General features: G+C 69.1%; 20 protein-coding genes and 1 pseudogene. 8 read left to right on the plus strand and 13 right to left on the minus strand.

From position 1 onward, the window contains the following. Nucleotides 1-40: 40 nt before the first annotated feature. Complete coding sequence (locus WME79_RS48475; RefSeq protein ID WP_437529700.1) at nt 41-1,051, plus strand: UDP-glucuronic acid decarboxylase family protein; 1,011 nt, start codon at nt 41-43, stop codon at nt 1,049-1,051. 195 nt (nt 1,052-1,246) lie between these two features. After that, nucleotides 1,247-2,008 carry a DUF4328 domain-containing protein gene (locus WME79_RS48480; RefSeq protein ID WP_437529703.1) on the plus strand — a complete coding sequence of 254 codons (762 nt, stop codon included), beginning with the start codon at nt 1,247-1,249 and terminating at the stop codon, nt 2,006-2,008. Nucleotides 2,009-2,050: 42 nt separating this feature from the next. Here the strand turns inward: WME79_RS48480 and WME79_RS48485 are convergent, their stop codons facing one another. Next, on the minus strand, nt 2,051-2,473 hold the full coding sequence (locus WME79_RS48485; protein ID WP_437529705.1) for a hypothetical protein: 423 nt from the start codon (nt 2,471-2,473) through the stop codon (nt 2,051-2,053). Between the two features lie 353 nt (nt 2,474-2,826). Here WME79_RS48485 and WME79_RS48490 point away from each other — a divergent pair, with 353 nt between their 5' ends. Continuing rightward, nucleotides 2,827-3,402, plus strand: a complete 576-nt coding sequence (locus WME79_RS48490) for a hypothetical protein (RefSeq protein WP_437529707.1) — start codon at nt 2,827-2,829, stop codon at nt 3,400-3,402. Between the two features lie 436 nt (nt 3,403-3,838). Next, on the plus strand, nt 3,839-5,134 hold the full coding sequence (locus WME79_RS48495) for a tyrosinase family protein (RefSeq protein WP_437529710.1): 1,296 nt from the start codon (nt 3,839-3,841) through the stop codon (nt 5,132-5,134). On the opposite strand, the gene WME79_RS48500 is transcribed toward WME79_RS48495, so the two are convergent. The 8 genes from WME79_RS48500 to WME79_RS48535 form a co-directional block, all read right to left on the minus strand. Further along, nucleotides 5,110-6,168: an AraC family transcriptional regulator gene (locus WME79_RS48500; RefSeq protein WP_437529712.1), complete on the minus strand. Its 1,059-nt coding sequence runs from the start codon at nt 6,166-6,168 to the stop codon at nt 5,110-5,112. The genes WME79_RS48495 and WME79_RS48500 overlap by 25 nt on opposite strands. Continuing rightward, nucleotides 6,165-6,848, minus strand: a complete 684-nt coding sequence (locus WME79_RS48505; RefSeq protein ID WP_437529715.1) for a hypothetical protein — start codon at nt 6,846-6,848, stop codon at nt 6,165-6,167. Before WME79_RS48505 ends, WME79_RS48500 begins: the two co-directional genes overlap by 4 nt. 31 nt (nt 6,849-6,879) lie before the next feature. After that, entirely contained in the window at nt 6,880-7,476 is a 597-nt protein-coding gene (locus tag WME79_RS48510; RefSeq protein ID WP_437529717.1) for a DUF4291 domain-containing protein, read from the minus strand. A gap of 167 nt (nt 7,477-7,643) precedes the next feature. Then, nucleotides 7,644-8,342: a hypothetical protein gene (locus WME79_RS48515; RefSeq protein ID WP_437529719.1), complete on the minus strand. Its 699-nt coding sequence runs from the start codon at nt 8,340-8,342 to the stop codon at nt 7,644-7,646. Between the two features lie 121 nt (nt 8,343-8,463). Further along, on the minus strand, nt 8,464-9,309 hold the full coding sequence (locus tag WME79_RS48520) for an N-acetyltransferase (RefSeq protein WP_437529722.1): 846 nt from the start codon (nt 9,307-9,309) through the stop codon (nt 8,464-8,466). Nucleotides 9,310-9,440: 131 nt separating this feature from the next. After that, a complete protein-coding gene (locus tag WME79_RS48525; protein WP_437529725.1) occupies nt 9,441-9,779 on the minus strand; it encodes a hypothetical protein in 339 nt (112 codons plus the stop codon). 150 nt (nt 9,780-9,929) lie between these two features. Beyond that, complete coding sequence (locus WME79_RS48530) at nt 9,930-12,116, minus strand: WD40 repeat domain-containing protein (RefSeq protein WP_437529728.1); 2,187 nt, start codon at nt 12,114-12,116, stop codon at nt 9,930-9,932. After that, the gene (locus WME79_RS48535) at nt 12,113-13,063 is read right to left on the minus strand and encodes a LysR family transcriptional regulator (protein WP_437529730.1); all 951 of its coding nucleotides are present in this window, start codon (nt 13,061-13,063) and stop codon (nt 12,113-12,115) included. Before WME79_RS48535 ends, WME79_RS48530 begins: the two co-directional genes overlap by 4 nt. A gap of 74 nt (nt 13,064-13,137) precedes the next feature. On the opposite strand from WME79_RS48535, the gene WME79_RS48540 reads away from it, so the two are divergent. Further along, entirely contained in the window at nt 13,138-14,373 is a 1,236-nt protein-coding gene (locus WME79_RS48540; RefSeq protein ID WP_437529733.1) for an MFS transporter, read from the plus strand. A gap of 88 nt (nt 14,374-14,461) precedes the next feature. Here WME79_RS48540 and WME79_RS48545 read toward each other — a convergent pair whose 3' ends face one another. Then, entirely contained in the window at nt 14,462-14,896 is a 435-nt protein-coding gene (locus WME79_RS48545) for a fosfomycin resistance glutathione transferase (RefSeq protein WP_437529735.1), read from the minus strand. 675 nt (nt 14,897-15,571) lie between these two features. Between WME79_RS48545 and WME79_RS48550 the strand changes: the two genes are divergently transcribed. Both WME79_RS48550 and WME79_RS48555 read left to right on the plus strand, forming a co-directional pair. Beyond that, nucleotides 15,572-18,016 (plus strand): cellulose binding domain-containing protein, encoded by a 2,445-nt coding sequence (locus WME79_RS48550; RefSeq protein WP_437529738.1) that lies wholly within the window; start codon nt 15,572-15,574, stop codon nt 18,014-18,016. 90 nt (nt 18,017-18,106) lie between these two features. Next, a pseudogene (locus WME79_RS48555) lies at nt 18,107-19,369 on the plus strand (LLM class flavin-dependent oxidoreductase); the annotation flags it as partial. Nucleotides 19,370-19,428: 59 nt separating this feature from the next. On the opposite strand, the gene WME79_RS48560 reads toward WME79_RS48555, so the two are convergent. Continuing rightward, nucleotides 19,429-20,640 carry an FAD-dependent monooxygenase gene (locus WME79_RS48560; protein ID WP_437529741.1) on the minus strand — a complete coding sequence of 404 codons (1,212 nt, stop codon included), beginning with the start codon at nt 20,638-20,640 and terminating at the stop codon, nt 19,429-19,431. Between the two features lie 118 nt (nt 20,641-20,758). On the opposite strand from WME79_RS48560, the gene WME79_RS48565 reads away from it, so the two are divergent. After that, complete coding sequence (locus WME79_RS48565; RefSeq protein ID WP_437529744.1) at nt 20,759-21,319, plus strand: hypothetical protein; 561 nt, start codon at nt 20,759-20,761, stop codon at nt 21,317-21,319. Nucleotides 21,320-21,558: 239 nt separating this feature from the next. Here WME79_RS48565 and WME79_RS48570 read toward each other — a convergent pair whose 3' ends face one another. Together WME79_RS48570 and WME79_RS48575 are read right to left on the minus strand one after the other, a co-directional pair. Further along, nucleotides 21,559-22,071, minus strand: coding sequence for an AAA family ATPase (locus WME79_RS48570; RefSeq protein WP_437529747.1), 513 nt, complete (start codon nt 22,069-22,071; stop codon nt 21,559-21,561). Between the two features lie 232 nt (nt 22,072-22,303). Next, entirely contained in the window at nt 22,304-23,986 is a 1,683-nt protein-coding gene (locus WME79_RS48575) for a DEAD/DEAH box helicase (RefSeq protein ID WP_437529750.1), read from the minus strand. Nucleotides 23,987-24,111 lie beyond the last annotated feature (125 nt).

Below are 24,111 nucleotides of genomic sequence, written 5' to 3' on the forward strand. Positions count from 1 at the left end.
GGTTCACGAGGGGCGGTGTTGCGACGACGGAGGTGTTCCGATGGGTGACGCGAACGGGAGGACGGTGGGGAGCAGCATGCGCGTCCTGGTGGCGGGGGGCGCCGGCTTCATCGGCTCGCACCTGTGCGAGCGGCTCCTCGCGGACGGCCATGAGGTCATTGCGCTCGACGATTTCTCGACGGGCTCGCCGGCCAACGTGGCTCACCTGATGCGCAGCAGCCGCTTCTGGCTGGTCGAGCACGACGTGGCGCTGCCGTTCGATTACGAGGTCGACAGGGTCTACCACCTGGCGTCGCCGGCGAGCCCTGCGCGCTGGCGGGGCGATCCGGTGCGCTCCACGCTCACGAACGTGATGGGCACGCTGCACGCGCTCCTGTGCGCCGAGCGGCATGGCGCGCGGCTCTTGCTGGCGTCGTCGAGCGACGTGTATGGCGATCCCGAGGTCCACCCGCAGCCGGAGAGCTACCTCGGGCGGGTGGACCCGGTCGGGGTGCGCGCCTGTTACGACGAGGGCAAGCGCTGCGCGGAGTCGCTGGTGATGGCCTTTCACCGTCAGGGGCGGGCGTCGGGGCGGATCGCGCGGATCTTCAACACGTACGGGCCGCGGATGGCGATCGACGGCGGGCGCGCGGTGAGCAATTTCATCGCCCAGGCGCTCCGGGGAGAGGAGCTGACGGTGTACGGGAGCGGGTCGCAGGCGCGGAGCTTCTGTCACGTCGACGACCTGGTGGAGGGGTGTTTGCGGCTGATGGAGCACCCGGCGGAGGTGGGGCCCGTCAACCTGGGGAATCCGGTGGAGGTGACGGTGCTCGAGCTGGCGCAGGAGATCGTGCGGCTCACGGGGAGCGCGAGCCGGATCGCGTACCGCCCGCTGCCGGAGGGCGATCCGATGCGGCGGCGTCCGGCGATCGATCTGGCGCGGCGGGCGCTGGGGTTCGAGCCGCGGGTGCCGCTCCGGCAGGGGCTCTACGCGACGATCCAGAGCTTCCGGCGCGCGCTGGCGGGGCTCGACGAATGCGCGCGGCGGGGGGAGCCGGCGATGGCGAGCTGACGGATTGCCGCCCTGCGGTCGCGGTGTCGGGGGTGAAGCGGGCGCCTCGAAGCGCACGATATCCACGGGTGTTCCTCGGCCACGTCGCTTGCGATGCGGCGCGTTACGCTGATAGCCTCGCTCATCGTGAGCGATTGGGCCGAAGCTCGGGAGGGGTGGCGCCGCGACGTCCGCGTCGTGCGCCGACGCGCTCGTGTGGCGATTGCCGGGCTGATCGCGATGGGGGCGGTGGCGGCGTTCACGGCGCTGGCCGGCGCCTGGCATATTGTGTTGTTCGGTTCGTCGGACGTCTCGGCGCCGACGTGGCGGCTTGCCAATACGCTCCGTGAGGTCGGGGGTTTGCTCGAGCTGGGGTTGGGGCTCCTTGCGGGCGTGGTGTTCCTGCGCTGGCTCGCCAGGGCCGTCGCGCTGGCTGGCGAGCTGGATCCCGTGCGGGGTTTTTCCTGGACGCCGTCCGAGGCGGTCCTGGGATTCTTCATTCCCGTCGTGAACCTGGTGCAGCCGTACAGGGTGCTGCGCGATCTCCACGACGGCCTTGCTCCGGAGGGCGTGCCCGAGCCTGCGCCGCGCCCTCTCCTCGACGGCGGGGGTGGTTACCGGCGCGTCGAGATGGCGCACGCCCCGCGGGCGGGTGCGGTGCACCATGCCGCGCTCGGCGCGTGGTGGGGGTGTTATGTCGCGAGCCGCGGACTCGGGTGGCTCGCCTCTTCGATGCCGGATCTGACCATGACGGAGTTCATCCGGTGTCGGTATGCGTTCATTGCGTCGGACGCGGCGTCGATCGCTGCTGCGTGGCTCGCGGTACGGATGGTCCGGGCGATCGACAGTCGGATCGCGGAGCGCCATCGAAGGTTGGCGTACGCTTCCGAAGAGGAGCTCGACCAGCTCCTCGTGGAGCGTGATCTTCAGCTGCGGCGGGACATGGCGAAGATCGCCGACTTCGACGATCGCGAGTAGGGCCCGCGCCTCCCGGCTGAGATCTCTCTCGGCGACGCAGCTTCAGAGCGAGAACTCTGCGCTGGTCCCCGCGGGCGTGAAGACGATCTCCTCCACCAGCGCGTAGAATGAAGGCGGCGTGGCCGCCGCGAGGGCGTTGAACACGGCGAGAGCCGCCGCCGCGCCGACCGCTGCGGGGCTGGTGTCGGTGCTCAGCCCTTCGATCTTGGTCACGGTGACCGGACGGGGGGCGCTGCCGAGAAGGCGGAAGGCGAAGCGCACGCCCGCTGCCGCGCCTCGTTTCCAGTCGTCGTATCCCGACGCTGGAGCTTCCTCGACGTGCCCCTGAGCGGTGAACCCCGCCCCGCTGCAGCTGAACGACACGGCGGCGATCTCGGTCGGGATGTCGTGGACCGTCAGACGGACCTGCGCGAACGCCGGCCACCCCTTGTACCGTGCAAACCGGGCGACGCCGATCCTGTCCATCCGTCTTCACCAGCGTACCGGGGTCCAACCGCAGGCGCCAGAAGGCGCCGGCCCGCGGGCGAGGTGCGCGGGGAGCGGCGGTGTTGCACGCGGTTGCGCCCGTTGCACCTGTTGCACCCGGTTGCACCCAGGCCGGCCCGCGGCGGCGGGCCTCCACGAGCATGGCGGCCACGAGGCGATGTGCCGGAGCAGGCCAGGGGCGAGCGGGGCGCCGGAGAAATAGCCGAATTCTCGCCCGGCATGGCTGTTGCTGAATGGCATTGCGTCGCGACGACACGATGAACGGGGCGCTGAAGAGCGCCCGATCTGTCGCGCTGACCATCGGAATTTTTCTTCTTCATGAGGAGCAAACTATGTTGATCCGTAATACGTGTGTGGTCGTGTTGGCTTCGCTGCTCGGGTTCGGGTGCGCCGTCGACGCTGGGGACACGGGCGATCTTGACGAGGATCGCGACGAGCTCGCCGGCGCCGCCGACGAAGAGGCCGTCGGGAGCGACGCCGAGGCGCTCGCCGTCGGCGCGCCGCAGCGGCATGCGAGCTTCAGCCGTCATTACGGCGGCAACATCATGGAGGAGGACCATTACCCGGAGTTCGGCGGGATGTGCTCGCCGGGGTATGAGAGGGTGAGGGTCGACGCGAGCTGGAACGGGAACGGAGCTTGCGAGTTCGCCGGCTGGGTCAACCCCGGCAATCCGACCGACTGCCGCGCGAGGCTCCATGTGCACACGAACGCGTTCTGGGGCGGCGGGACGTGCACGGCCACGAGCTTCGAGGCGCGCAGCAACATCTACACCTGCGGCGGCAGGACCAGGAATTACTGCGGCGGGGCCGGCCCTCACGCCGTGGGTGAAGACCCGGTGTGCTTCTGCGACAACTCTTGCACGGTATACGGGGATTGCTGCCCCGACTACCAGCTGGTGTGCCGCTGAACTGCGCGCGTCACATGCGTACGTGAACGCGGTCACGTGCGCATGTGAACGTGTTCGCTTACTTCGAGCACCGATCATTTCAAAGTCCCGAAAATTTCAGCAGATGAGGGGAGAGGAACCGCAAGGACGCGAGGGGCGCAAGGGGAAGAGGGGAAGAGAGCAAGAGATTTTATCTCTGTTCCCTTGCGCCCCTCGCGCCCCTTGCGGTTTTTCTCCTGGTCCAGCCGCGCGACAAGAGCATCGCGCTTTCCGCGAGCTCCTTGTCGCCCACGCGACGCCCGCTTCACGGCATCCCCGAGTGCGACGCACCCACGCGACGCCGCCCGCTGGCGCGGTAGGCCAATGCTTTCGTCGCGCTCGGCCAATGCGGGGGCGCGCTCGCCTCCTTATAAACGCCTTCATGAACGACGGAGCTCCCGTCCGAAGGAGGCAGGACATGACACGTGAGTTGCATCGAGGCGCGTTCGTGCGTGGGATCATCGCGGCGGCGTCGGCGGCGTGGCTCGGGCTCTCGCTCGGCTGTGGCGTCGACACCCCGGTGGACGCCGGCGACGCCAGCCCGGAAGCCCAGAGGATCGTCCGCAAGAGCGCCTCGGCGATGACCAGCGAAGAGATCGACAGGTTCAAGCGAGCCTACGAGTACGCCGTGGCGAACGGCTTTTTCGACGTCTTCAACGACGAGCACTACGACCACCATCGGCATCGCCACCACGGCGCCGACCTGCAGGCCACCTCGCCGATGACCGTCATGGTCATGGACGAAACGTCGGGATACCGCCTCCTGCCGTGGCACCGGGCTTTCCTCCTCGAGGCGGAGCAGATGCTCCGCGCCGCCCTCCGCCAGCGAGACCAGGAAGAGGGCGTCGACCCGAGCGAAGCCGATCTCCTGTTCATCCCGTACTGGGACGCGGCGCACGATCAGGACCTGCCGCACTGGGTCCACGGCTTCGAGCCCAAGGGCGGGACGGCCGTCGTGCCGCCCGGCCTGCCCGAGGGGCACGCCGGGTACGGCAAGGCGGTGGGCGAGCGCTACGACATCGTCTTCGCGCGCTGGCCGGGCAAGAACCTGGTCTTCGATACGCTGCAGGCGCCCGATCACGTCGGGCGCATCCTTGCCGAGCGCACGTTCGCCGATTTCTACGATGCGCTCGACGTCACCCCCGAGCTCCGCATCGAGAACTATCCCAAGGCGCGGTCGGCGCTGGAGGTGCTGGAGGGGAAGCTGCCGGACAACGCGGCCGTACAGACGCTCATCGACGCTTTCGGCGGACCCCCGAGCAGCTCGCAGCAGGGCGCGGAGACGACCAACGCCCTCTTCGAGATCGGCTGGATCGGAGCCGTCGAGGCGCAGCGGGCGGCGCCGGACACGGAGCTCGTCGGCGCCGTCAAGGACGTCTATGGCCTCTTCAACTTCATGCCCCACGTCCGGATGCACCTGTGGGCAGGCGGGCTCGATCCGGCGAACGCAGACGTGCGCGGCACCGTGACGTATTTCAACGAGCTGACGGTCGATCCCGTGTTCTGGATGCTGCACGGCGAGCTCGATCGGTACTGGTATACATGGGAGAAGACGCACGCGGACCAGCCGCCGCTCCAGGGCGACGACCGGAGCTTCAACCCGCTCACCGCGAGCGAGGGCGCCTGGTATGGCGGCGGAAAGACGTACACGCTCGACGATCTCACCGCGCATGACGCGCTGCCGTACGTTTACGATGTGCTGTTCGAACGGTGACGCGTCGCCGCGCGGGGGAGCTCTCGCGCTGGGCGCCCCGCGCCGCCGCGGTAGGCGGCCGGCGTCACGCCGGTCCAGCGCTTGAAGGCGCGGTGGAACGTGCTCACCTCGGAGAACCCGAGGAGGAACGCGATCTCCGAGATCGCGTCGCGCGACTCGCTCAGGTAGCGCACGGCGAGATCGCAGCGCAGCCGATCGAGCACCGACGAGAGCGATGTGCCCTCCTCCTTGAGCCGCCGCTGGAGGCTGCGCGGGCTCATGCGCAGGCGCGCCGCGATCGCCGGCAGCCCCGGCTCGCCGTGGGCGAGCTCGGCCGCGATCGCGGCGCGCGCTCGTTCGAGGAAGCTCGCCTCGGCCGGCAGCGCGGCGGCGAGCGAGGCGAGGTGCTGATCGAGCACCTCGCAGAGCAGGGGTTCGGCGTGCGCCTGGGGCGTCGCGAGGAAAGCGCGATCGAACACCAGCTCGTCGTGGGCCTCCCCGAAGCGCAGGCCGGCGCCGAAGAGGCGGCGGTGCTCGTCGGCGCGCGCGGGCGCGGCGTGGCGAAAGCGCGCGGCGCGCGGGGTGAACGCCGGGTCCGCGCCCCGCCTCGCGAGGACGACGAGGTTGCCCAGGAAGAACTCGACGGCGTGGCGCGAGGGCGCGGGGCTGCTCCGGGGCGGCTCGTGGCGGAGGAGGGCGACATCGCCGTCGATCCGGATCTCGAGGGAGGGGCCGATGGCCACGACGCGGAGGTAGCGGGCCACCCGCGTGTAGGCTTCCCCGAGGGTGGCGCTGCTCCGCACCGCGAACCCGAGCGCCCCGAGGCTGCCCACCGCCAGCCTCTGCGCGAGGCGCAGGCCGAAGCTGTCGTCGCGGACGAGCCGGGCGGCTTCGCTCCAGAGCCGGGCCTCGATCGCCCGCGGAAAGCGCATGTCCGGATCGGCGAGGTCCCCCGGATCGACCCCGGCGGCGGCGAGCAGCTCCGCGGGCGCCACGCCGTCGGCCGCCGCGCCGGCGACGACGGCCTGGAAGACCTTCACGGAGATGTCGCTCATGGCGCTCCGCGGATCTCGGAGGCATCGTGTTGCGTCCTCGATCGATACCTCGACACGGCAGCCTCCACGCCTGATCTCGAGCTGCTCAGAACAGGGATTTCGAGGTGACGGACCAGCTCGGCTGCGGGGGCCATCGACGCCTGAGCCAGAAGCACGAGATCGCCCGGGAGCGCCGTCGCCTCGATCGTCCTGGCGATCTCGCCGGCATAACCAGGATGGTCACCCCTCTCGAAGAGCCGCCACGCTCGCTCGCACAGGACTTCGACGACATCGATCGAGCGCCTCGCGTCAGAGGCTATCTGACGCAGCAACGCCCCGGTGGGCTGAAAGGTGCTCTGGAGCGCGGCCACGACGAGGATCCGGCGGCCGCTCCCGACGGCTTGCTCCGCCATCGGGCGATCGATCCGCATCACGAGACAGTCCGAGACGGGGACCGCCTCCGCGACGCCGCCGAGGGTCGAGCAGGTGCACACGATGACCCTCGCGCCCTCGTTCGCGAGCGCCTGGACGACGGTGGTGGTAGCCGAACGGATGCCGTCCGTGATCGCTCCGGCCGCCAGGGCATCCGCAAGGAGGCCCTCCTGCACCTCATGCCGGACCGGAATCGCGCCGTCTGCGTCCCGAACAAGACGGCTGAACGTCTCGACGTGGACGCGGGAAGTATGAAGAAATGCGAGCATGCTCCTCGGTGTCTGGAGGCTGCGTGCCTCGTCATGGGTCGATGAGCAGCCGCTTGGCAATCCTCTCATCAACGGCGTAAGGCCTCTCGCGAGGCAGCAACTTCATCGCGCTGTCCGCGTGGCCGGCCTGAATCTGCTGGTACATCTTCCGGACCAGCGGAGTCCGATCCTCGATGGCGACGACCCAGCTCTCTGCGTACTCGCGAATGAGATCGCGGCCGACGCCGACCTGGATGCTGTAGTATGGCAGCGGGCCGCCTCGCAGGTTCCGCTCGGTATCCCATTGAATGTGGACCTTGGCTTCAGCAAACGCCTTGCTCCACTCGTCCGGCGAGCGAAACACCGTCGCTTCCGGCGAGGTGAGGACGGCGAGGGAGAGCGCTTGCTCCCAGCCCGTCCGCCGGATGCGGACGGCGAGGATCCGCTCCTGCCCGGCCTTGCGCCCCCAGTTGCTGCGGTGCATGAGCCAGAGAAACGACGGCTTGATCCATGTCATGCGACCGAACGAGAACGGGGCGACGAAGCGCTGGGCAGCGAGCGCAGGCTCGGCGATGGCCGGCGCGTAGGCCTGGTACATGACGATGGTCTCCGCGTCGTAGTCCGCTCGGATCTCGTGAAGCTTCGGCATGCAGTCCACTCTTCGTGATCGGTATGATCTGACGGGAGGTTACCCTACGGGTCCGTGGAGCGCTACGGTCGCTCGCGCGTGTGGGACCGGAGGGCGGGCCTGTTCTTCACCGTTCCGCGCCGCTTTCTCCGCCAATTGTTCCAAGCTCCGCTCGGCCACCGGAGCGTTCACGGACTCGAGCCGAGTGTTCTGACGAGAAAGCTCGGCTCCTCTCCGTTTCCCTTTTCACGAAGGAACTTGACGGCTTTTCCGAGGGGGTTCGCTGTGGCCATCTCTCCGTGAAAGGAGCACCTGTACTTGAACGGCAACGTTCCTGGACCGGCGAGGTCATAGAACCATGCGCCTCCGTTGGACGTGACGATTGCGGCACCAGCGAGCGCACCAAGCTCCAAGATGGCGGTCCAGAATGACTCGATATCCGTCTCCTCGGGAAACCCCGATTCGGCCATTCTCAGTTCCAGCAGCTCAAGGGTTCGAAGAGGTTCGGCCTCGCCCGATTCTGCCACGAGCTCGAGGGCGAGTTCGAACATCGCATCGTCGGCGAGTCGGGTCACTGCGCTCTCGTCGAGCTCCGCCGGTGGTACACTCTCGGCGAGAATCGCAGGGTCATCGCCGACCCAGAGCCGAGCTCCGCACGCCGCGATGGTGTTGCGGAGAAATGCGGGCGGCTCGTGCAGGCAATTGTAGAATAGCTCGAGATCATCATATGCTCGACGCGGGTTGAGGCATCGGATCAGCGCAATGATGGTTGACAGGGCTGGTCGTGCCGCTATTTCGGCTGCGGAGCGGTGGTCGGTCTGGATCACGCGTTTCCGACCGTCCTCCGGTTTGAGCTTCACATCGATGCGATCCAAGGAAATGTACATGGTCTGGGCTCCTGCCAAGGTAACGATCTTCTGGACGTCTCCCGGGCGATCCGGTCATGTGAGGCGGTTGCTCCGTTCCCTGTCGCCGTCGCGACTTGCTTCGCATCTCCTGAAGCGGCGCTCACGCGAAGGACTTGATGAGCATCGCCTGCGAGTAGCTGGCCACGAGGCCCGCGCGCTCCAGGTTGCGCTGCGAGGTGCTCCCCGCCTCGGCCACCGAGTAGGCGAGGTCGCACCCCGCGTCGCGGGCGTAGGGGAGGCGGGCGTCGATGAGGGCGCGCTGCACGCCCCGGCCGCGGTGGGCTGCGAGTGTGCCTCCGGCAAACAAGAGGGCGACTCGCTCGTGCACGTAGACCGCGCCGACGCCGGCGACGGGGCCGGCGCCTGCGGCTGACGATGCCAGGAAGTACGCCGCCCCGGGCACGTGGAAGCCCGCCTCGAAGATGTCGGCCCGATCGGACGGAGGCTCACCCGGGGTGGCGAAGGCGGAGAGCGAGGCCGCGACCCACGCCGAGGCGTCCTCGCGCGCGGCGCGCCGCACGACCAGGCCGCCGTGCGCGGCCGGCTCAGGCGCGTGGGCCTCGACGGCGGGGGCGAGGTGGCGCACGAGCACGGTGTCGAGCGAGTCCAGGCGGAAGCCGCGCTCCCCGAGCCGCGCGAGCAGCGAGGGGTGTGCAAAGGGCGAGACAAGGATGCGCGCCGCGGTGCCTCGCGAGGCGTAGAAGTCCTCGAGCGCCTCGACGTCGCTCGCCTCGACCGGGCCGCTCAACCCGAGGCCGACCGCGCGCGAGAGCCGGGCGTGCGGGGCGACGAACGCGGCGCGACCGCCGGCGATGGCGGCGACGGCGGCGCGCCGCGCCGGGACCCGCGCGGCTACCTCGCGCGCGAGCGCCTCGATTTTCGCGGCCTCGGTGGCCTCGAGCCGGGCGGACAGGGCCTGATCGACGAAGACGGGTCGGGGCGTCACGCGGGAAGGATAGCGCCGGAGACGGCGGCGCGGACGCTCACTGCGCCCCGACGGTTCGGCGGCATCGTGCTGCCTTGCACGCACAGGACCTCGACAACATGGAGCGAGCGCTCCGCGTCAGCGGTGTACGGTCAGCGTTCTGGATGCGTGCGCTGTGCCCATTTGACCGCGTATGCCTGGGCATCCTCGACGTCCAAAGGCACAGCAGTCCAGGCGTCGACGGCATCGCCAAGCTCGTACTCTAGCTGGTCTTCAGCGTTCTCGCGGCATTCGTGCCATGTGTCGCCAGCGAAGACGCCGTCCCGTGTGAAGCGGTAGAGGAGCGCTGGTCCGTCGTCGAGGACCTCCATCAAGACGACTTCAGCCAATGGCATGAGGTGGTCTGCGCCTCCGAGCGTGCCCATGGTGTGGCGAGTGCCAGGCTCACCCCGCAGGGGACCAACGTGCGCTACAAGGCGAAGCTTGGACATGGAGCGAACCTCTCGGAAGCGCGGAACATCCTAGAACACCCACGACGCTCCGCCTACCCACGTTCTGGATTCCTCCGTGGCGGTTCGGTCGTGTGAGGCGGTACTCGGTTGTTGTAGCCCCGCTCGTCAGCGTTGCGCGTCGTGAGCAGGTTACCAGGGCGGCCGCGCCGCGGGGGCGCCGACCGGTGTCTCTGCGAGTCGCTCTGGCTGAAAGCGCAGGAAATGGACCTCGCCCAGCACATCGCCGGCGACGATCGTGGAGCCGTCGGAGGAAGCGGCGCAGGCATAGAACGGGGCGTCGCCGGTGAACGTCGCGACGAGGGCGAGCCGACGGAGGTCCCAGACGCGGACGGTGCGATCCCTGGACGCAGAGACCAGGAGCCGGCCGTCGTCGGTGGGCGCGAGGGCCTGCACGAGGCCCGTGTGAGCCCTGAGCACGCCGATCTCGGTCCCGCTCTCGAGATCGAAGACGTGGATGTCCGGGGTCATCCCGCTCGCCAGCACACGACGCCCGTCGCGCGTCACCGCCACCGTCCAGGCCTTGCCCGTGGAGGGGGTCAAGCTCGATAGCTGCAGGCCCTTTGCGATGTCCCAGACTTCGATCGTGTGCCAGGACGCGACGACGAGACGCCGTCCATCGGGCGTCACTGCCATGTTGCCCGTCTGACTGCAGGTTGGGCCCAGCGCGTGCAGCTGCTCGCCCTCGCCCGAGTCGAGCACCCGGATGTGATCTTCGTGCGCATGCTGGACGATCAGCTTCGATCCATCGGGGGTGATGGCCAGCCGAGCCACCACGAACTCGGAGCCCTCGGCGTGCCAGAGGCGCTCGCCAGACGCGATGTCCCACGCGGTGAGCGACGGGCTCTCGATGGCGGAGAACATCCGCTTGCCGTCGCGATCGATGACCAGGAGCGCCGAGTCGAACTCCCACATGCTCAGCTTCGGAAGGGCGGGCTCATGCCTCACGGCGCGCTCTTCGCGGCAGCTCTGGAGATCCCAGAGCTTGATCGTGCAATCGATGGACGCGGAGATCGCCCGCTGGCCACCAGGGAGCACCCCGATCGCGGAGACAGCGTGCGTGTGGCCTCGGCGAGCGCCCCTCAAGATGTCCTCGACCGGGTGAGCGTCACGGCTCAGATCCCAGATCTTGAGCGTACCGTCGCCGGAGGCAGAGACGACGCGCTGTCCGTCGGGCGAAACCGCGACGCCGTTGATCTCATCCGCGTGGCCGTCGAGCGCCCGGACCTCCGCGCCGTCGGCGAGCCGGATGATGCGGAAGAGCCAATCGCCTCCGTCTTCCCCGTAGTCGAAGCCTGCGGAGATGACATGGCGCCCGTCCGGCGTCACGGCCAGATCGTTGATTCTCCGACCATCGCTCGGAAAGTCGCAGGCGATCTCGCCGGTCGCGAGCTCCCACACCTTGAGCCCGTCTTCCCCGCCGGAGATCGCCCGCGCCCCGCCGGGCGTGATGGCCACCGCGGTCACCCAGCTCGTGTGACCCCAGAGGGAGCGAATCGCCGTGCCGCGCGCGAGATCCCAGAGGATCAACGACTTGTCCTCCGAGGCGGACACGGCCCGCTGCCCATCGGGCGTGATCGCCACCGCGTAGGTCACGTTGGAGAACCAGGCGTCCTCCTCCGCTTTGACGTGGCCTTCGAGCGCGTGCTCTTCCACCCCGTCGCGCAGGCGGACGACCTTCAGGATCTCGTCCTCCTGGGCGATGAGCGCGCGCTCTCCATCGGGGGTCACGGCCACGCCCTCGACCGGGCAGAGCCCCGGGAATGCCCTGATCTCGGCGCCGGACTGGAGGTCCCAGAGCGTCAACGTGCCATCGTTCGAGCCCGAGAGGACGCCGAGCCCGTCCGGCGTGACGGCCACCGCTTTCACTGCATCGCCGTGGCCGGTCAGGGTCATGATCTCGGCGCCGCTCGCGAGGTCCCAGACCTTGACGGTGTGGTCGCTCGATCCGGAGACGATCCTGCCGCCGTCCGGCGTGATCGCGACCGAGCGAACCGCGCCCGAGTGGCCGGTCAGGGTGCGGAGCAGCGGTCCGCCGGGAGGGGTGAGGTTGCGCGTCATGGGCAACAGCTGGGGAGATCTCGCCGCCTGCGTGGCCTGCTCCAGCAGCGCCTCGATCTCGGGCAGGGGGCACCCGAGCAAGCGACCGCGGAGCTGGGCCGCGAGCGCCCCCGGATCGCCGGCCAGCACGTGCGCGGAGAGCCGGATCGCGTCCATGACGAGCCTGGTCGCAGCCGTGGCGGAAAGACTCGAATCCTCGGTGAGCGCGTGCGGCCCCTCGACCTCGAGCCTCGCGTAGAGTTCGCTGAACGGGATCAAGGGTTTCCTCCTGCGCTATCCGCGCCGTCGACCACCGCCGGCACGGACTCCCGCATCGCCTCGATGAAGCGACGCAGCCGGGCCGGATAGAAGCGGGCATAAGGATACACCAGGTGAACCGGCAGCGGATCCGCCTGCCATGACGGCGCGAGGTGCAGCAGCCGCCGCTGCGCCAGGTCATCGGTCAAAAGCCACGACGAGGCCACACAGACGCCCAGCCCCATCAGCGCAGCGCTGCGCAGGGCATACAGGCTGTCGGTGCTCATGCGCGGGCGGATCGCGAGCTCGACCCGTTCGCCGCCCGACGCGTGGGTCAGCGTGATCGTGTCGCGGTAGTAGGTGCGCAATGCCAGCCAGGGCATGCCGGCCAGGTCCGATGGATGAGCCGGCCGCGCTGCCCGGCCCAGCACCGAGGGCGCGGCGGCCACGATGCGTGGCACCTCGGTCAAGCGGATCGCCACCACAGCCGGATCGGCCACCGCGCCGACAAGGATCGCGCAGTCGATGCCGTCAGCGATGAAGTTCGGCTGCCCGTCGTGCAGCAACCACTCGACCGAGACGCGCGGGTAACGGCGCAGGTAGTCGGCCAGCGGCTTGACCAGCTGGTGCTGGCCGAACGCGTGGGGAACGACCACGCGAAGCGTCCCGTCGGGCTGGTCGCGGTCGCCTCGCATGTCCGACGCGAACGCCTCCAGGCTGGCCAGCAGCGCCTTGGCGCGCTCGAAGCACCGTTCGCCGTCCTCGGTCAGCTTCATCGTGTGCGTCGAGCGCTGCAGCAACGGCAGGCCCAGCGACCGCTCCAGCGCCTGCAGGCGGCGGCTCACGGTGGGCTGCGTCGTTCCCAGCAGGGTGGCCGCGGCCGACAGGCTGCCGGCCTCGACGATCCTCACGAAGGTCTGCAGCAAGCCGATGTGGTCCAGCGACGAGGGAGGTGCCGGCCTGGTCATACGCCAACCGTATAACCATCGTGCGTTCCATGCCACTACAGCGCTGCAGCGATGCTTCCCAACCTCGGTGTACCATGCACGCCATTCAGTTGACGCATACACCCCCCGCCACCCAGCCGCTGCCCACCGCGTCCGCGCCGCCCTTGCCCGCCGCCCTGGTGCTGCTGCTGGCCACCGGAGCGGGCCTGGCCGTGGCCTCGATCTACTACAGCCAGCCCATGCTCGGCGTGCTGGGGGCCGAGATCGGCGCCTCGGACCGCGCGCTCGGCCTCGTGCCCACGCTCACCCAGCTGGGCTACGCGCTGGGCATCCTGCTGCTCGCGCCGCTCGGCGACCGCTACGACCGTCGGCGCATCATCCTGGCCAAGGCTGCCCTGCTGGCGGCCGCGCTGCTGCTCGGCGGCGCCGCGCACGCGATCGGCACGCTGCTGGTCGCCAGCCTGGTCACCGGCCTGGCCGCGACCTTGGCGCAGGACATCGTGCCCGCCGCCGCGACGCTGGCCCCCGAGGCGCATCGGGGCAAGGTCGTCGGCACCGTGATGACCGGCCTCCTGCTGGGCATCCTGCTGTCCCGCGTGATCAGCGGCTTCGTGGCGGAGAATTTCGGCTGGCGCGCGGTGTTCATCGCTGCCGCGGCCAGCATCGCCCTGCTCGGCGCGGCGATGTGGCGCAGCCTGCCGCGCTTCAAGCCGACCACGCAGCTGAGCTACGCCGCGCTGCTCGGCTCCTTGGCCGAGCTGTGGAAGCGCCACGGCGCCCTGCGCCGCGCGACGCTGGCCCAGGGGCTGCTGTCGGTGGGCTTCAGCGCGTTCTGGTCCACGCTCGCCGTGATGCTGCACGGCGCGCCGTTCCACCTCGGCAGCGCGGTGGCGGGCGCCTTCGGCCTGGCCGGAGCGGCGGGCGCGGTGGCGGCGCCCCTGGCCGGCCGCATCGCCGACCGCAGCGGGCCCGAACGGGTGACGCGCATGGGCGCCGCCCTCTCGTTCGTGGCCTTCGCCGCCATGGCGCTGTCGCCCATGCTGTCGGCGCATGGACGGCTGTGGCTGCTCGGCGCCAGCGCCGTCGCCTTCGATCTCGGCATCCAGGCCGCGCTGGTGGCGCATCAGACCATTGTCTATGGCATCGAGCCCGGCGCGCGCAGCCGCGTCAACGCCGTGCTCGTCGTCGGCATGTTCGTCGGTATGGCCTCCGGCGCCGCGCTGGGCAGCGTGCTCTTCGCCCGGTGGGGCTGGCTGGCGGTGACGGCCCTCGCCTCATCGGCGGCGGCCAGCGCGCTCGTCGTCCGACTCTGGCCGGCGACACGCGCGTGACCGCACACCTGAGCTGGCGGCCTCCGTCATATCCAAGCCGTCGATATTGGCGCGCCTCCACTCCTGAAAGGCTTGATGGGCAGCGCCTTCACTGCGCCTGCGTCTCGCGCTCTCCGTCGTCGAAGAACTCCATCCCTTCGTAAGGCTTCTCGCGGCAGGACGCGAGGCGTGTCCGGAGGTCGCCGATGTGGATCTCGAGCTTGTGGCCGTCCGGGTCTTCGAAGTAGAGCGATGCCCCTTCGGAGCGGTTCTCCTTCCAGATTCGGGCTCCGCTCAGGCGAATGGCCTCGCCCAGGGAGGCGAAGCCCTCTGCATCGACCGAGAACGCGAGGTGCGAGTCGTCGGCCTGCCGAGCGGCGCGCGCGTCCAGCTCCAGGCAGAGCCAGAGCGTTCCCAGATCGAGGTACGCGCCCCTGGCCCACTGCGCTCGCCGCGCTCCGCCGAGCACCTGGACGTAGAAATCGACGGCGCGGTCGAGATCCCGAACCGCGAGGGTCACGTGGTTGACGCCGACGATCGCCATGGCGCCGGCAGCATAGGCGACAACGGGCCCGTGCGGGTGTGCTCGATCTGTCGAACCACCCGGTTGACGGACCGGTGCGGGGAGGGCGAGCGCCGGGCCCCGTCGCGGCCTCGTCTCTTCACGGCGCGTCGTGCCGGCGGTAGACGCCCGGACGTAATGAATTTCATGCTTTTTTACATTACTTCACACGATAGTTTTCGAAACTGAACCACGAGAGTTCTCCCTGCGCGTGGAGCCATGTCGCCGAGGGTGGGTGGCGCGCCAAGCGCATGAGGATCCGCGCTGAAGTCCGGAAGAACCCTACTGGCGCAGGCGTCGAAGAGCGACTATGCAATGCGCCGTCATCGGCCGTTCGACGATGAGAGGAATGATTTTGCACTGCTGAGCTTGACAGGGCTCCTTTGTTTGCCAATAGCGTTCGTCACACCGAGAGCGACCGCCCGCCGCGCCGGTACGAGCGCGCGGCGTGCGTCGTGCAGGTGTGAACCCGGCATCACCGCTGGATCACGGCATCGCGCATGCGCATCAGGTCATCGCCGGCGCTTGCCAGGCCATGAGTCCGGACGCTAGATCGGTTCGAGTGTCAGCAGATCTGCGTGGCGCACGGGGTGGTTCGTCGCCCTGCCGAACGAGGCGCGACGATCGGACGCTTCATCACCAACTTGGGTAAGAACCATGCACAACTTCAGCTTCCGAAGCAGATGGGACAGGTGGGCGGCGGCTGCAGCGCTGGCGCTGCTGCCGGCATGCAGCGACGGCTCGACGGAGCCGATCGGCACATCGCAGGCCGCGCTGCAGGGCGCGAACGGGATCAGCGCAGATCGCGTGATGGATTCGCAGTGGGGTCAGGGGTACTGCGCGCACATCGTTGTGAGCAACCAGCACCCGAGCGCCACGACGGGGACGTGGAGCGTCGCGCTCGACGTCGGCCCGGGCGCCATCTTCTCGTCCTGGGACGGCACGTTCAGCGGGAGCACGGGGCAGATCACGGTCACGCCCCAAGGCAGCAATGCCGCGATCCCTCCATCGGGCAGCCGCCAGTTCGGGTTCTGCGCCAGCATTCCGAGCCAGGGGATCCAGCCGGTCGTCCTGTCGGTGAGCAGCGACCTGCCGCCGATGGGCAGCGGCGTGGCGATCGCGGAGTACAAGTTCCCGGCTGCGATCGACGCGATGGTCAGCCCTGACTACGCGACCGAGCTCTGGGCGTCTTTCTACCGCCCGGCGAGCCTCGAGTCCGGCCGCCAGTATCCGCTGCTCGTGTTCCTGCACGGGAACCACCCGACGTGCGGCACGGGCACAAATCCTCGTACGGACAACAACAACCAGTATGCAACGACGGGGACGTGCCCGGCGAACTACGTCGTCGTCCCCAACCATCGCGGCTACGACTACATGGCCGAGGACCTCGCCACGCGCGGCTATTTCGTGGTGTCCATCAACGCGAACCGGGGTATCCATGCCGCGTCGGGCTCGCCCGACGACGAGTTCGTCATCGGGCCGCGCGGACGCCTGCTGCTCCGCCACCTGGAGCAGCTGAGCCGCTGGGATAGCGGCGCCGAGCCGACTCCCCCGGAGCTCGGCGTGGATCTGCTCGATCGCATCGATTTCGACCAGGTGGGCCTGCTGGGGCACTCGCGCGGCGGCGAGGCCGTGCGGTTCGCCTACAACGAGTACCGCCGGAGCGGCAGCCCCTGGCCTGCGCTGATAGAGAGCCCGGTGAGCATCCGCGGGATCTTCGAGATCGGTCCGACCGATCAGGGCCAGAACGGCCAGCGCCTGAACGCTGACCAGACGGCCTGGAACGTGATCCTGCCGGCCTGCGACTGGGACCTGAGCGATCTGCCCGGGATGCGCCCGTTCGATCGCATGATGAGCATCCCCGAGCCGGAGCCCCTCTCCAAGTCCTTCTATCATGTGTGGGGCGCCAATCACAATTACTACAACAGCGAGTGGCAGCTCGCCGACGGGAACAGCGGCGGGATCACGGGTTGCATCGATCACGAGGAGCTCTTCGATCCGCTGGAGTACGGCTCGCCGGCGCAGCGCGAGACGGGTCGCCTGGCGGCCGTTCAGTTCTTCACCGCCAACGTGGGCGCGGAGCGCGACGAAGCTGCGAACGCCCTGTTCGACCCCGCCTTCCCCTTTCCGGACGTCCCGTACCGTGTCCGCCGCGGCTATCATCCGGGCGGAGACTCCGCCGACAGCCTGCTGCTCGAGGATTTCATCAATCCGACTGGCACGAGCTCCTACGGCCTGCCGAACACCACCGGCGGCACCCTCTCGGTGGAGCACACGGCCCTGAGCGGGCACGACCCTTCGCTCTCGGGCGCCTGGATCCACGATGTGGCCGCGGGCAGCTCGACGTTCTTCCAGTCGAACTGGTCTTCCGCCGGCACGGGCTTCGATCTCACGGGGTACGAAACCCTCGATCTTCGCGCCGACCGTGGCTGGGGCTCCGACCCGACCGAGGTATCGTTCCTGGTGGAGCTCGTGAACGCCGACGATAGCCGGTCGAGCGCCGTCGCCATCGATGAGTTCCTGGAGCTCGGTCCACCGCCGCGCGGTGGCACCACGCTGCCGACCGCGCGCATTCCGCTGTCCTCGTTCGTCGGCGCCACGCTCGCGTCCGTGCGCGGGGTTCGTCTGACCTTCACCACGCCGCTCAACGGAAACAGCCTGTACCTGGCGAACATCCGCGCCACCCGCGTCACCACCGAGGCCCTGGCAGCTTCGGGGCAGCTCGCCTCCATCGCGTCGAGCGCGGCGCCGCCCAGCTCCCGTTCGCGCGCCGCCGGCGCGACCCTCCCCGAGCAGCGGCGGATCACGGCGGGCAATGCCATCCAGAGCGTGAGGAGCAGCGGCCCCGACGCTGTCGAGCTCACGCTGACCAGCACCGAGTTCTTCGACCTCCGCGCCACCAACCTGGTGCTCACCGTCGGCGCCGAGCGAAGCACCGCGGCTCGCCACCCGAATGGCGATCTCCACACCGCTCAATTCCTGCTCCCGCGCGCCGCCTTCGACCGCCTCGGTGCGCAGGAGCCGGTGAGGGTCGACTACGGTCCAGGCTCCTCCGTGGCCTGGGACTTCGGTCACCTCGACAAGACGGTGCTCGCTCCCTGAGCCGACGACGGCGCGCCCTGGCCTGCATCGAAGACCAGCCGGGGCGCGCCGCCCGCCTCACAGCGAGAAGCAGTCGGCGCCGCATTCGATGGCGGTCACAGCTTCAAGCACTACCTGCGTGTCGCCCAGGCCGCCGAGGCAGCCAAGTTCGATGCCGTTTTCCTCGCCGACAGCGCCGCCGTCTGGGGAGGGGCGTCCGATCTCGCTTCCCTGTCCCGGAGCGCCCACGCCGCGGCCTTCGAGCCCATTACCCTCCTTTCCGCCCTCTCGTCGGTCACGGAGCATATCGGACTCATCGCCACCGTCACGACCACCTACAATGAGCCGTATCACCTGGCGCGCAAGTTCGCGTCGCTGGATCACCTGAGCGGCGGCCGTGCCGGCTGGAACCTGGTCACGTCGGCCAACCAGGCCGAGGCCCAGAACTTCGGGCTGGACGCCCACGTGGAGCACGCCCGCAGGTACGAGCGCGCCGAGGAGTTCATCGATGTCGTGACGGGGCTCTGGGACAGCTGGGAAGATGATGCCTTCCTGCGCGACAAGGAGTCCGGCGTCTTTGTCGATCCGGACAAGCTGCACACGCTGAACCACAAGGGAAAGCACTTCTCCGTGCGTGGGCCGCTCAACGTCGCGCGCTCGCCGCAGGGGTACCCGGTTCGCGTGCAGGCGGGCTCGTCGGAGCCGGGCAAGGAGCTGGCGGCGCGCACCGCGGAGGTGATCTTCACCGCCCAGCAGACCCTCGCGGACGCCCGGGCCTTCTACGCGGACGTGAAGGGACGCCTGGCCAAGTACGGGCGCAGCCCCGAGCACCTGAAGATCATGCCCGGCCTCTTCCCGGTCGTCGGGCGCACCCAGGCCGAGGCGCAGGCGAAGTTCGACGCCCTCCAGGACCTGGTCCATCCGACCGTGGGGCTCTCGCTGCTGTCGGGGATGATCGGGGGTTTCGACCTCACGAAGTACCCTGTCGACGGACCGATACCGGAGCTCCCCGCCAGCAATGGCGGCAAGAGCCGTCAGGCCCTGCTCCTCGATCTCGCCCGGCGCGAGAACCTCACCATCCGCCAGCTCTACCTCCGGATCGCCGGGGCGCGCGGCCACAAGCAGCTCGTGGGCACGCCGGAGACCATCGCCGACCTGATGGAAGAGTGGCTGCTGAACGACGCCGCCGACGGCTTCAACGTGATGCCGCCCCACCTGCCCGGCGGGCTCACCGATTTCATCGCCCTGGTGCTCCCCGAGCTGCGCCGCCGCGGCCTCTTCCGCACCGAGTACGAGGGCCGCACGCTGCGCGAGAACCTGGGGCTGCCGCGCCCCGAAAACCGATTCACCCGGCGCGCAGCCGGCGCGGCCTGAGCGAGCCCCGGCAGCTCGCTGGCTCGGAACCTCACCGCGGAGGTTGCATCTCTTTCCTTTCACACCGCAGGAGCCGGCCCTCCGTTGGAGTAATCGGGGAGATCGATCTTGTCGGCCGCGGAGGAGCCGAACCACCCTTCGCGGCGCTGCAACAGCGGAGTGGAGGCGAGCCAGAGGACCCGGTGAAGGAGCGAAACCCCGAGCCTCGACTTCGGGTGCGCGATCCAGGGGACGCCTGGTGGGAGCTTCTGGGCCAGGTCGACATAGGGGCGCATGAGCTTTTCATAAGCCGCATAGGCGTCTCGATGGTTGGAGCGCCGCGACAGCTCCCCCGCGAGCACGTACGCGCCGACGAGAGAGAGGCTCGCGCCCATCCCGCTGACCGGCGACGCGCAGTACGCAGCGTCACCCACGAGCGCGGCGCGACCGTGTGACCAGCGTGGCGCCATGACCTGGCTGACCGCGTCGAAATAGACGTCCTCGGCGTCTGCCAGCGCCGCGAGCACCCGGGGCGATTCCCAGCCGGCGTCGGCATAGACGCGCGCGATGACCGCCTTCTGCTCGGCGACGCTCAACGTCTCATAGCCGCGCGGGGGCGACAGGAACCAGAGCGACGCGCGGGTGGTACCCGTATTGTCTGGACGCAGGAGTATCGATCGCCCGCCGGGGGCGTGGTACCAGCGAGCCCAGGCGCTGTCGGATGCTCCGCGGGGAATCGTGAAGTAGCTGGCATAGAGGTTGAGCGGGCGAATCCTGGGCTCATCCCCGACGATGAGCGTACGGGTTCGCGAGCGGATGCCATCGGCAGCGACCACGAGGTCGAACTCGCGCGCGGCGCCATGATCGAAGGTGACCGCCACCCGGTCGCCATGATCCCGGAGGCCCGTGATCTGGTCGCCAAACACATACTCCGTCGTGTCTCGGGTGCGCTCGTAGAGGATCCTGGCGAGGTCACCGCGGAGGATCTCGAGCTCCTTGGTAAACCCGCCGGTGTCCGAGCTCTCCGCGGGGAACTCGGCCCTGGTCACGTCGTGTTCGTCGACGAAGCGGAGTCCCTGCTCCCCCGTCGTGGCGGCTCGGATGTCGCCTTCGATCCCCATGCGGCGCACGACCTCCCGCGCCGCGCCCTGGACGTCGATGTTCTGCCCGCCGAGCCGGAGTGCGTTTGCGCGTTCCACGACGACGGGTCGGAATCCGTAGCGCGCAAGCCAGAAGGCGAGCGCGGGACCGGCGATGCTCGCCCCTGAGATCAAGACCGTCCGATGTTCCACCGGTGGAGTGTCACCGGGCGGGGGCAGGCGTCAACCCCGTCCGCTCCGACCGGAGCCTCACGGCGGCTGGAGCATCGCTGCGGTGCGGGCGGCCGCCGCTTCGTTTATCCTGGTCGCCATGATCAAGCGCAGCAGGAGCGGCCGAGGTGCTCCGGCGGACGACGTGTTCGCTGCGAGGAAGCGCAAGCCGGTACCGCACGAGTTCGTTCTCGAGGCGCTCGCCCCGCTCGGGCCCGAGACGCGGCCGATGTTCGGCTGCGTGGCGGTCTATGTGGAGGACAAGATCGTCCTCATCCTGCGCGACAAGCCCGCGCCCGCGCAGGACAACGGCGTCTGGCTCGCCACGACGGAGGAGCACCACGCCGCCCTGCGCCCTGAGTTCCCGAACATGCGGAGCATCGAGGTGCTCGGGAGCGGGGTGACGGGCTGGCAGGTGCTCCCGGCGGAGGCGCCCGATTTCGAGGAAGCCGCGCTGCGGGCGTGCGCGCTGATCGAGGCAGGCGATCCGCGCATCGGGAAGGTGCCGGGACAGCGGCGGAAGCGGGGCGAGGCGCCGCCGAAGAGGGCGGTGAAGAAGGCGCCAGCGAAGAAGGCGCCGGCGAAGAAGGCGCCGGCGAAGAAGGCGGGGAAGGTGGCTGCGAAGAGGGGCGGGAAGGCGACCGCGAAGAGGGGATCTTGAGCGTCCGCAGCCCGAGTTCCTTCGCCAGCTAGAGCGACAACCGGGGTGAAACTGCCTGAAAAGCGCAGAATTTCGAACAGCCAAGTCGCCAAGGACGCCAAGAACAGAGAATTATCTTGGCGTCCTTGGTGTCTTGGCTGTTCATTTCTCGCTCGATCAACGTGATCGGTGTCCTGGCTGTCGATGATCATCGCGAGCCGCGCGGGGCCGTGCCCATGGCGATGGCTGGGCGATCACCTTCATTCGATCATCTTCTGCGCCGCGAGCAGGCTCTTCGTGAGGCCGCCGCCGCACAGCACGAACTCCCGGATCGCGTCGTCGAGGTGCCGATCGTCCACCACGATCTCCTGCCCCTCTTCGGCGGCGAAGACCGCTGCCTTGCGAAGCAGCTCGCGGATGAAGGCGCCGCTCGCTCCCTCGGTGCGCGCGATCCACCGGGGCAGAGCGACGCCCTTGAGCGTCAGCCCGCGTCCGTAGAGCTCGAACATCCTGCGGCGGCCCTCGCCATCCGGCAGCGGCACCTCGATGGCGACATCGACGCGGCCGGGTCGGGATGCGAGCGCAGGCTCCAGGATATCCGGACGGCTCGTGGTCAGGAGGAACAGGACGTCAGCGTCTTCCCCGAGGCCATCCATCTCGTTCAGGAGCTCGAAGAGCACCCCATTGCATGACTGATCCGGCCGCGTGCGATCTTCCGCGACGAGATCCACGTCCTCGAGCACCACGGTGGCGGGTTGGAGGAAGCGCGCCATGGCGCACGCAGGCAGGAGACCTTCTGGCCTGCATCGAGATCGACGGTCTTGTATTCGACAGGGCCGATGGTGGGACCCCCCTCGAACAGGCCCGCCGCTGTCGCGGTGGCGAGCTGCCCGAGCCGAATGCGGTGAGGAAGGCGCTGGCGAAGAGGGCCGGGAGCGCGCCGGCGAAGAGGGCAGGGTACGCGACGGCGAAGAGGGGATCTTCGCGTCGCGATGAAGGTCCTGCTCAGCGCTGCTCGCGCGGCGCGGTGACCCTCGCCCACACCGCGAGGATCATGGCCTGTTCCATGGTGCTCGGCGGGGGATAGCCCCTGGGGGGCTCGGCCGGCAGGGGCGAGGGAGGCTTTCCCCTGCGCCATGCCGCGTCGTGGCGCGCCGAAGCCCCGGCCGCGGGGCCGCGGCGCGCGACCTCGTAATCGACCGCGGCCACCGCCTCCTCGAGGGTGGAGAAGCGCTCGACCTGCTTGCCGTCCAAAAGGACGTGCCACCGCTTCCCCCGAGCACCGCGGGCAAGGACGACGACCTCGCTGATCGCGCCGGGCTTTTTCTCGTAATGGAGCGCCAGGCCGAAGCGGCCGAGAGAGGCCCACGCATTGCGCGAGATGGCCATCACCTCGGGGTCGACGCGGAGGCTCAGCGGATCGAAGTGCGCGGCGCGCTCCTGGATCTCGCGCAGCGTGATGCGGCCCGCCTCGACCTCGAACCCGGGGTAGTCGAAGGTCACCTGCCGATAGAAGCGGCTCGCCTCCGAGGCGTCCCTGCCCTCGAGATCGAGGTCGCGGGGCATGCCGAAGAGCGAGGGCAGCGTGCACAGCTGGAGCGAGGAGAGGTCGACGAAATCGAGGATGAGGCAATCCTTCTTGCCTGGATGGAGGCGCGTGCCGCGCCCGACACACTGGGCATAGAGCCCATCCGAGCGGGTGGGGCGGGCCATCGCGATACACGAGACGCCAGGGTCGTCGAAGCCCTCGGTGAGGACAGCGACGTTGGTGAGGACCTGGACGCGCTCTTCCCGGAAATCGGCGAGGATCCGGCCGCGGAGGTCCGAAGGCATGTCGCCGTGGACATAGGCGGCTCGGACGCCGAGGTGGTTGAGCGCCTTCGAGAGGTTCCTGGCGTGCGCGACCGTGACGCAGAAGGCGATGGTGCGGCGGTCGCGGGCGAGCTCTTGAATGGAGCGGGCGACGAGCGCGTTGCGCTCCTCCAGGTCCACGGCCTCCTCGAGCTCGTCCGTGGTGAAGTCGAGGCCCCCCGCGTCGAGGCGGGAGAGGTCGGTGGCGGTGGCGACGCGGTAGCCGGTGAGGGGAGCGAGGTAGCCGTCCGCGATCATCTCGGGGAGGGTGCGGCTGTAGACGATCGCCTCGAAGATATCGTCGAGGCCTTTGCCGTCGCCGCGGGCCGTCGTGGCCGTGAACCCGAGGAGGGTGCCTGTCCACGCGGGGTCGAAGGCGCCGAGCTGGCGGAGGACGCGGCGGTTGTCCTCTGCGGGCGCGTGGTGGCATTCATCGTAGATCACGAGGCCGATATCGCGGCCGCCGGTGACCTGCTCCAGCCGCTTCTCGTGGAGGGAGCGTATGGAACAGACGATGACGCGCGCGTCCGCCGAGGCGCGGAGCTCGCCCTGCTCGACGGCGACCGTGGCCTGTCCGGCGAGGGCGCGCTCGATCTTGTCCTTGGCCTGGAAGAGCAGCTCTTCGCGGTGGGCAAGGACGAGGACCTGCCGCCTGGCGAGGCGGGCGAGATGGGAGAAGATGACCGTCTTGCCAGCGCCGGTGGGGAGGCACACGACCATGCGCCGGACGCCGCGCCTGCGGGCCGCGAGGACGGCGTCAACGGCGGCGCGCTGGTAAGGGCGCAGGGCGGGGGCGCCGGGGCCCATCGGTGCTGAGGCGGTCGTGGGGCTGGTCATGAGCTCTGGCGCGGGAGGCGCGGCACCATAGCCCGGAACGCCTGCCCGTGCTCTGCTGCGATCGGCGGCACCCGCTGCCAGAGTTGCTGCTGCTCGAGCTGCTACGGCTCGTCCCGCCTGGTCGA

The organism is Sorangium sp. So ce726, from assembly GCF_051521405.1.
GTDB lineage: Bacteria > Myxococcota_A > Polyangia > Polyangiales > Polyangiaceae > Sorangium.